The sequence below is a fragment of the Streptomyces sp. NPDC050504 genome, from assembly GCF_044458065.1.
GTDB lineage: Bacteria > Actinomycetota > Actinomycetes > Streptomycetales > Streptomycetaceae > Streptomyces.
Map to the genome: position 1 here is coordinate 326423 of NZ_JBITHO010000012.1, position 8446 is coordinate 334868.

Consider the following 8446-nt stretch of genomic DNA (forward strand, 5'->3'; position numbering starts at 1 on the left):
GGTGCAGCTGGCTCCACCCCCGCTCGGGGAGCGTGCGCCCTCGCTGTGCATGATCTGTGGTGACTACCGTTTTCCGCAGGTCAGGCGTCGTCACGGGACGCCGTGCGGCAGACGGTCAGAAGGAGAGCGGCGGAGATGGTCACAGCGGTACGGACGGCGGCGCTGTCCCTGGAGGCGGTGACCCGACGCCACAAGGGCCGGGGGACGGCCACGCTCGCGGACGTGAGCTGCGTCTTCCCGGTCGGCAGCTTCACCGCCGTGGTCGGCCCGTCGGGCTCGGGCAAGAGCACGTTCCTCCAGTGCGCGGCGGGCCTCGACCGCCCGACGTCGGGCACGGTGCGCATGGGCGACACCGACCTCGGCAGGCTCTCCGAGGCGCAGCTGACCCGGCTGCGCAGGGACCGGGTCGGCTTCGTCTTCCAGTCGCACGCGCTGAACCTCGTGCCGTCGCTGGACGTCGTGGAGAACGTCGTGCTGCCGCTGGTCCTCGCGGGCGCCGACCCGGCGTCCCGCGAGCTGCTCGCGCACGGGCGGCGGCTGCTCGCCCGGGTCGGCCTGGAGAACCGCGCGTCGGCGCGCGCCTCGCAGCTCTCGGGCGGCGAGCAGCAGCGCGTCGCGGTGGCGCGGGCGCTGGTGACCGAACCGGACGTGATCTTCGCGGACGAGCCGACCGCGTCGCTCGACCCGGACTCGGCGCGGCTGGTGCTGGGGCTGCTGCGGGACGCGGTGCACGTCGACGGCCGTACGGTCGTCATGGTGACCCACGACCCGGAGGCCGCGCGCTGGGCCGACGCCGTGCTGACGATGGACGGCGGTCGGCTGCGATGAGTCCGCTGAGCCCGCCGGCCGGTGCAGGACCGCGCGGCGCGAAGCCGCCGGAACCCAGGGCGCGCGTCCGTTTCGCGCCCCGCCCCGAGGACGACCCCAAGGCCGCGCGGTCGGGCATGCGCCGGGCCTCCGCGTTCCTCGCGCGGCGCTCGCTGACGGCCCACCGGCGCGCCTGGAGCGCGGTGTTCGTCGCGGCGGCGGCCGCGGTGGCGCTGCTGGGCGCGTTCGCGCTGCTGGTGGGCGCGCTGCTGCTGTCGAAGCCGCCGGTGGAGCGGTACGCGGCCGCGGACGCCGTGATCGCGGCCGACCAGGAGGTCAGCTACACCACGAAGCCCTGGGGCAGCGAGCCGCGGACCGCGACCGCCGACCTCCCCGAGCGCGCCCGCCTGGACCGCTCGCTGCTCGCGAAGGTCGCGGCGGCGGACGGGGTCGCCAGGGCCATCGCCGACGACACGGCGCCCGTCACGCTCGACGCGGGCGCCCCGGCGACGGCACGCTCCTGGCCCGCCGCCGAGCTGACCGCGTACGAGCTGACGCGGGGCCGTGCGCCGCGCGCGGCGGACGAGGTGGTCGTGGCGGACACCGGGCTGCCAAGGGCGCCGCGCGTGGGCACGGTGGTCCGCGTCCAGGCGGACGGCGCGCCGCGCCCGTACCGGGTCGTGGGCCTGGCCCGCAGCGAGCACTCCAGCGCGCCCACGGCGTTCGTGACGGAGGCCGAGCTGGCGACGTTCACGAAGCATCCGGGCACGGTCGACGCGATCGGCGTCATCGCGGAGGAGGGCGTGTCCACCGGCCGCCTGGCCGAGTCCCTCGCCGCCGCACTCCCCTCGGACGAGACACCGGACAAGACACCGGGCAAGGCACCGGGCAAGACTTCGGACGGGGCTTCGGACAGGGCTTCGGCCGCGCCCGAGGTCCTGACCGGCGGGGACCGGGGCCTGGCCGAGTGGCTGGGGGCGCGCGGCCTGCGCGCCGAGACGCTGGAGCTGATCGCCGCGATCACCGGCAGCGTGGTGATCGTGGCCCTGCTGGTCATCGGGACGACCATCGCCCAGGCCGTCCACCAGCGCGGCCCCGAGACGGCCCTGCTGCGCGCGGTCGGCGCGACGCCGCGGCAGCTGCGCTCGGCGGTGGGCCGTGAAGTGGTACGGGTGGTGGGCGCCGCGTCGGTCGTGGGCGCGGTGTGCGCGGTGCCGTTGGGCTTCTACTGCCGCTCGCTCCTGGACTCGGTCACGCTGCCCTTCCCCACGCCGTGGTGGCTGCTGCTCGCCGCGCCTGCGGCGGCGGTGCTGCTGGTGGCGGGTGCGTCCCGGCCGATCGCCCTGCTCTCGGCCCGGGGCATCACCAAGCTCCGCCCGGCGGACGCGCTGGGCGCCGCGGTCTCGGCGGAGTCCGCGAAGCCCGCGCGGGGCCGTACGGTCGCCGGGCTGCTGCTGGCCGTCTCCGGGCTCAGCTCGGCGGGGATCGCCGCGTCCCAGACCGGCCAGGCCGCGGCCGCCGCGGCCTCGGGCTCGGTGGCCTCGCTGGTGGCGTCGGTGGCGCTGCTGAGCCCGTGGATCGCGCGCGTCGCGATCCTGCTGCTGGGCACGCCGCTGCGGCGCATCGGCGGCTCGGCGGGCTTCCTCGCGGCGAAGTCCCTTTCGGCGCACAGCAGGCGGCTGGGCGCCGCGATCACCCCGATCGCGCTGGTCACGGCGTTCATCTGCGTACAGCTGGCGGCCGGGGCGACGATGGAGAGGACCGCGACCGGGCAGGCCGGTGCGGCGGTGCGCGCGGACCTGGTGGTGACGGCGCCGCCGGCGGGCCTCCCGCTGGAGGCGGCTGACGCGGTCCGCCGGGCCCCGGGCGTGACGGCGGCGACGGGCGTCCTGCACAGCTCGGTGGTCCTCGCGCACAAGGAGGCCGGCGACCCGAAACTGACGCGCCTGCCCGTGCTGGGCGTATCGGCCGACCAGTTGACCGGCACCCTGGACCCGTCGGTGAGCGCGGGCGACCTGAAGCGCCTGACCGGCGACGGCACGGTCGCGATCGGCAGCGAGCGGGCGGACGACCTCGACGTTTCGGTGGGCGACACCGTGAAGCTGCGCTTCGGCGACGGGGCGGACGTACGGCTCGACGTGGTGGCGGTCTACGGACGGGGCGTGGGCCTGGGCGAGTTCCTCTTCCCGAGGGAAGCGCTGGCGAAGCACGTCACGGCACCGCGCGACGCGACGATCCTGGTGGCGGGCTCCACCGGGGAGGCGGTGCGGGAGGCGGTGGCGCCGTACGCGGGGGCGACCGTCCGCGCACCGGACGGGGACGCCGTACGGGCGGGCGGGCCGCGTGCGGAACAGGACGCGCTGATCGTGATCGGCGTCGGGGTGATCGGCGGCTTCACGCTGCTGGCGGTGGTCAGCACGCTGTCCCTGATCTCGGTGGGCCGCCGCCCGGAGTTCCGCCTGCTGACGATGGTCGGCGCGGGCCGCCGCCAGCTGCGGCGGATGCTGTTGCTGGAGACGGGGCTGGTGGCGGGCGTGGGCCTGGTGCTGGGCACGGTGGTGGCGGCGGTGCCGCTGGCGGCGCTCGGGGTGTCGCTGGGGACGGTGCCGTACGTCGAACCGGAGCGGTACGCGGCACTGGCGGGGGCGGTGCTTCTGGCGGCGGCCCTGGGAACGCTGGGTCCCCGGGGACGGGGCCGCTGAGGCGGGGCGCACTGAGGCGGGGCGTGTTGAGGCGGGGAGCGCTGCCCCGCCCCCCTGTCCGGCTGTCCGGCCACCCGGCTACCCGAGCGCCCGCCCCGCCCCCCGCAACGCCAGAAGCACCGGCCGAATCAGCGGATGCCCCTCAGCCCCCCGCCGCACCGCAGCGAACACCCGCCGGGTGGGCGCGCTCCCCCTGACGGGCCGCACGACGACTCCCGTGCCCGGCCCGACGCCCCCCGCCGCACCCCCCTCGCCGCCGGGCGCGCCCCCCACCCCGCTCAACGCGGACCGGGGTACGAGTGCCACCCCCGCCCCCGCCCCCGCCAGCGCGACGACGGCGCGGAAATCGTCGGACGAGTGTTCGAGCCTCGGTGCGAACCCCGCGTACTCGCACGCGAGGACGACCACGTCGTGGCACGGATTACCGGGATAGGGCCCGATCCACACGTCCTCCGCGAGCTCCCCGACCTCCACCTCCGCGCCGGAGGCGAGCCGGTGCCCCACGGGCAGCACCGCGTCGAACGGCTCCGAGTACAGCGGCACCCGCGTCAGACGGAGGTCGTCCTCCCGGGGCGCGCCCCGGTACTCGACCGCGACGGCCACGTCGACCTGCCGGTCGAGGACCATCGGCACGCTCGCGTCGCCCTCCGCGTCCTGCACCCGCACCCTGATCCCCGGGTCCGAAGCCGCCAGCTCCGCGATCGCCGGCGCGATCACCAGACCGATCCCCGTCGCGAACCCGGCGACGGTCACGACCCCGGCGACCCCGTCGCCGTACGCCGCGAGCTCCGCCTCGGCCCGCTCCAGCTGCGCGAGCACCTCGTTGGCGTGGGTCAGCAGGATCTCCCCCGCCGCGGTCAGCCGCGCACCCCGCGCACCCCGCTCCACGAGCCGGTGCCCGGTCTCCTGCTCCAGCGCCGCGAGCTGCTGCGACACCGCGGACGGCGTCAGATACAGCGCGGCGGCCGCCGCAGTCACCGTGCGGTGGTCCGCCACCGCCCGCAGAATGCGCAGCCGCCGTGCATCGATCATGCGCCCATTCTCCCAGGGCGCACGACCACCTCGTCCTTCCGTCCCTACTGCTCCTGCTCCAGCACGCCCCGCGCGTCGATGAACGCGTCCACCGCACGGTTCACGTCCGCCTCGGAGTGCGCCGCCGACAGCTGCACCCGGATCCGCGCCTGCCCCTGCGGCACCACGGGGTACGAGAAGCCGATCACGTACACGCCGCGTTCGAGCAGCAGCTCCGCCATGCGCCCGGCCTTCGCCGCGTCCCCGATCATCACGGGGGCGATCGCGTGGTCACCGGCCAGGACGTCGAACCCGGCCTCGGTCATCCGCGAGCGGAACAGCGCGGTGTTGGCGTTCAGCCGGTCCCGCAGGTCGCCCGCCGACTCCAGCAGGTCGAGCACCTTCAGCGACGCCGCGGCGATCACCGGCGCGAGCGTGTTCGAGAAGAGGTACGGGCGCGAGCGCTGCCGCAGCAGTGCCACGATCTCGGCGCGCGCCGCGACGTAACCGCCGGACGCCCCGCCCAGCGCCTTGCCGAGCGTGCCGGTGATGATGTCGATCCGGTCCATGACCCCGTGCAGCTCGGGCGTGCCGCGGCCGCCGGGGCCGACGAAGCCCACGGCGTGCGAGTCGTCGACCATCACCATCGCGTCGTACCGCTCAGCGAGGTCGCAGATCTCGGCGAGCGGCGCGACGTACCCGTCCATGGAGAACACGCCGTCGGTGACGATCAGCTTCCGCCGCGCCCCGCCCTCGGCCGCCTCCTTGAGCTTCGCCTCCAGGTCGGCCATGTCCCGGTTGGCGTACCGGAAGCGCCTGGCCTTGGAGAGCCGGATGCCGTCGATGATCGAGGCGTGGTTCAGCGCGTCGGAGATCACCGCGTCCTCCGCGCCCAGCAGCGTCTCGAAGACACCGCCGTTCGCGTCGAAGCACGACGAGTAGAGGATCGTGTCCTCCTGGCCGAGGAAGGACGACAGCCGCCCCTCCAGCTCCTTGTGCACCTCCTGCGTGCCGCAGATGAAGCGCACGGACGCCATGCCGTAGCCCCAGCGGTCCAGCGCCTCGTGCGCGGCGGCGACGACCTCGGGGTGGTCGGCCAGGCCGAGGTAGTTGTTCGCACAGAAGTTCAGCACCTCGCCGGGCTGCCCGCCCGCGGTGACCGCGACGGTCGCGGACTGCGGGGTGCCGATCACCCGCTCGGGCTTGTGCAGCCCGGCGGCGCGGATCTCGTCGAGGGTGGCGCGGATGTCGTCGCGTACGGAGTCGAACATCTGAGGAGGTCTCCTAGGAACTCAAGTACTCGGAAGGGAACTCAGGTACTCGGAAAGAGGGCGTCGGCGGTACGGGAGCGCTCACGCGGTCCAGTCGAGGATGACCTTGCCGCCGAGCCCGCTGGCCGCGTCGTCGAACGCGGCCTGGAAGTCCTGGTACGGGTAGCGCCCGGTGATGACCGGCGCGAGGTCGAGGCCGCCTTCGAGCAGGACGGACATGGCGTACCAGGTCTCGAACATCTCGCGCCCGTAGATGCCCTTGACGGTGATCATCGAGGTGACGATCCGCGCCCAGTCCACGGCGAACTCCTCGGCCGGCAGCCCGAGCATCGCGATCTTTCCGCCGTGCGTCATGTTCGCGATCATCTCGCGCATCGCCTCGGGACGGCCCGACATCTCCAGGCCCACGTCGAAGCCCTCGCGCAGGCCGAGCGTCTTCTGCCCGTCCGCGATGGTCCGCTCCCCGACGTTCAGCGCCAGGCTCACGCCGACCTTCCTGGCCAGGTCGAGGCGGGCCTCGCTGACGTCCGTGATCACGACGTGCCGCGCGCCCGCGTGCTTGGCGACGGCCGCGGCCATGATGCCGATCGGGCCGGCGCCGGTGATCAGCACGTCCTCGCCGACCAGCGGGAAGGAGAGCGCGGTGTGCACGGCGTTGCCGAACGGGTCGAAGATCGCGGCGACGTCCAGGTCGACCGGGACCCGGTGCACCCACACGTTGGACGCGGGCAGGGCGACGTACTCGGCGAACGCGCCGTCCCGCCCCACGCCGAGCCCGATGGTCGAGCGGCACAGGTGGCGGCGCCCGGCCAGACAGTTGCGGCACTTCCCGCAGACGAGGTGCCCCTCGCCGCTCACCAGGTCGCCGACCGCGATGTCGACGACGTCGGCGCCGATCTCCGCGACCTCGCCGACGAACTCGTGCCCCAGCACCAGCGGCGTCTCGACGGCGCCCTGCGCCCAGCCGTCCCAGTTGCGGATGTGCAGGTCGGTACCGCAGATCCCGGTACGGAGGACCTTGATCAGCACGTCACCCGCGCCGATCTCGGGCTCCGGCACGTCGACGAGCCACAGTCCGGGCTCGGCCTTCTGCTTCACGAGGGCCTTCACAGCTGCGGCTCCTGGGTGGTGAGAGGGGGTGGAGGGGCAGTGGGGGCGTACGGCACCCACCGGAGCGCCCCGGGGCAGCGGAGAGCAACGGGCAGACAGTGCGAAAAGCACCGAACACCCGCGAAACACTCACTCCGCCGGGAACACCAGTAATCTGCCGCACCAGCCGTCACAAATCCATCGAGCTCTGCTTAAGCCCGCCCTCAGCTTCCCTTCACACCGTCAGAGCGGCAGCGCGCAGACCGCCACCGGAGCCGGGAAGGCGGGCCCCGTCGAACGCAGCCGGCCGTCCGCGCGCCCGACCGCGAAGACCGACACGGTTCCCGACCGCTGGTTGGCCGCGAACAGCAGGCGCCCGCTGGGCGAGAAGGCGATGTGCCGGGGGAAGTCGCCGCCGACGGGCACGGTCTCCAGGAGCCTCAGCCGCCCTCCGCCGCCCTCGACGGCGTACCTGCTGAGGCTGTTGTGCCCGCGGTTGGCCAGACAGGCGAAGCCACCCCCACGGGTGACCAGCAGCTGAGCCGGATAGCTCACCCCGCTCCCGGTGCCCGTCGACTGCGGCGCGCCCGGCGTGAGGCGCCCGCTGCACGGCTCGTAGCCGCAGACGACCACGGTGTTGTCGACCTCGTTGGCGAGGTACGCGTGGCGCCCCGACGGATGGAAGGTCAGCGCCCTGGGCCCGGCGCCGGGCCGCGTCCGCGCGTACGAGACCAGCTCCAGCTTGCCCTTCTCCTGGTCGAGCCGGTACGTGTAGACGGTGTCGTTCCCCAGGTCGACGGCGAGCACGTGGCCCCCGTCGGGGCTGGTGACGATCTGGTGGGCGTGCGGCCCGCTCTGCCCCGGGCCCGGTGCGGGGCTGCCGTGCTCGACGAGGTCGGCGAGCGGCCCGAGGGCGCCCGACGGCCCGATGGGGTGCACGGCGACGCTGCCGGACCGGTAGTTGGCGCTCAGCAGCCAACGCCCACCGGGGTGTACGGAGAGGTGGCAGGGCCCCGCGCCCCCGCTGCTCCGCTCCCCGAGCACCCGGTGGCCGGCGCCGCCGCGCCCGAGCCGTACGGCGGTCACGGCACCCGCCGTGCGCTCGTTGACCGCGTAGAGCGTGCGCCGGTCGGGATGGAGTGCCAGGTACGAGGGGTCCCCGACCCCCTCGATGGTCCCGCGCCCGGTGATCCGCCCGGTGACCTCGTCGTACGTGGCGAGCCCGATCCCGCCGCCGCCACCGTCCACCGAGGTGTACGTCCCCAGGAACAACGGCCGCTCCCGCCCCCGGGCGACCGCCCCGCTCCCGGAAACCGCCACCGCGGCCCCCGCGACCGCACCCACCACGAACCGTCGCCTGCCCATGCCGTCCATCACCATGGCCACACCCTGAACCCACGCGCCCCACGAGGCAATGGGGCAACGCAAAAAAGCCCCCGTGCCTGACGGCACGGGGGCTTTTCCATAAAATTTGTTCGGCGGCGTCCTACTCTCCCACAGGGTCCCCCCTGCAGTACCATCGGCGCTGAAAGGCTTAGCTTCCGGGTTCGGAATGTAACCGGGCGT

Annotated in this window: 6 protein-coding genes and 1 rRNA gene; 2 read left to right on the top strand and 5 right to left on the bottom strand. The window is 74.2% G+C overall.

What is annotated here, in order from left to right; translation table 11 throughout:
* Nucleotides 1–135: 135 nt before the first annotated feature.
* Both ACIBNE_RS36170 and ACIBNE_RS36175 read left to right on the top strand, forming a co-directional pair.
* Entirely contained in the window at nucleotides 136–828 is a 693-nt protein-coding gene (locus tag ACIBNE_RS36170) for an ABC transporter ATP-binding protein (RefSeq protein WP_399279370.1), read from the top strand.
* Nucleotides 825–3509: an FtsX-like permease family protein gene (locus ACIBNE_RS36175; RefSeq protein ID WP_399279373.1), complete on the top strand. Its 2685-nt coding sequence runs from the start codon at nucleotides 825–827 to the stop codon at nucleotides 3507–3509. The genes ACIBNE_RS36170 and ACIBNE_RS36175 overlap by 4 nt, the downstream gene beginning before the upstream one ends.
* 78 nt (nucleotides 3510–3587) lie before the next feature.
* Here ACIBNE_RS36175 and ACIBNE_RS36180 read toward each other — a convergent pair whose 3' ends face one another.
* The 5 genes from ACIBNE_RS36180 to rrf all read right to left on the bottom strand — a co-directional run.
* A complete protein-coding gene (locus tag ACIBNE_RS36180; RefSeq protein ID WP_399279375.1) occupies nucleotides 3588–4541 on the bottom strand; it encodes a LysR family transcriptional regulator in 954 nt (317 codons plus the stop codon).
* A gap of 44 nt (nucleotides 4542–4585) precedes the next feature.
* Nucleotides 4586–5791: a glycine C-acetyltransferase gene (locus tag ACIBNE_RS36185; protein ID WP_399279377.1), complete on the bottom strand. Its 1206-nt coding sequence runs from the start codon at nucleotides 5789–5791 to the stop codon at nucleotides 4586–4588.
* Nucleotides 5792–5872: 81 nt separating this feature from the next.
* Complete coding sequence (tdh, locus tag ACIBNE_RS36190) at nucleotides 5873–6901, bottom strand: L-threonine 3-dehydrogenase (protein ID WP_399279378.1); 1029 nt, start codon at nucleotides 6899–6901, stop codon at nucleotides 5873–5875.
* A gap of 222 nt (nucleotides 6902–7123) precedes the next feature.
* On the bottom strand, nucleotides 7124–8254 hold the full coding sequence (locus tag ACIBNE_RS36195; RefSeq protein WP_399279404.1) for a lactonase family protein: 1131 nt from the start codon (nucleotides 8252–8254) through the stop codon (nucleotides 7124–7126).
* A 99-nt stretch (nucleotides 8255–8353) separates the two neighbouring features.
* Nucleotides 8354–8446 (bottom strand): 5S ribosomal RNA (gene rrf / locus ACIBNE_RS36200); the annotation flags it as partial.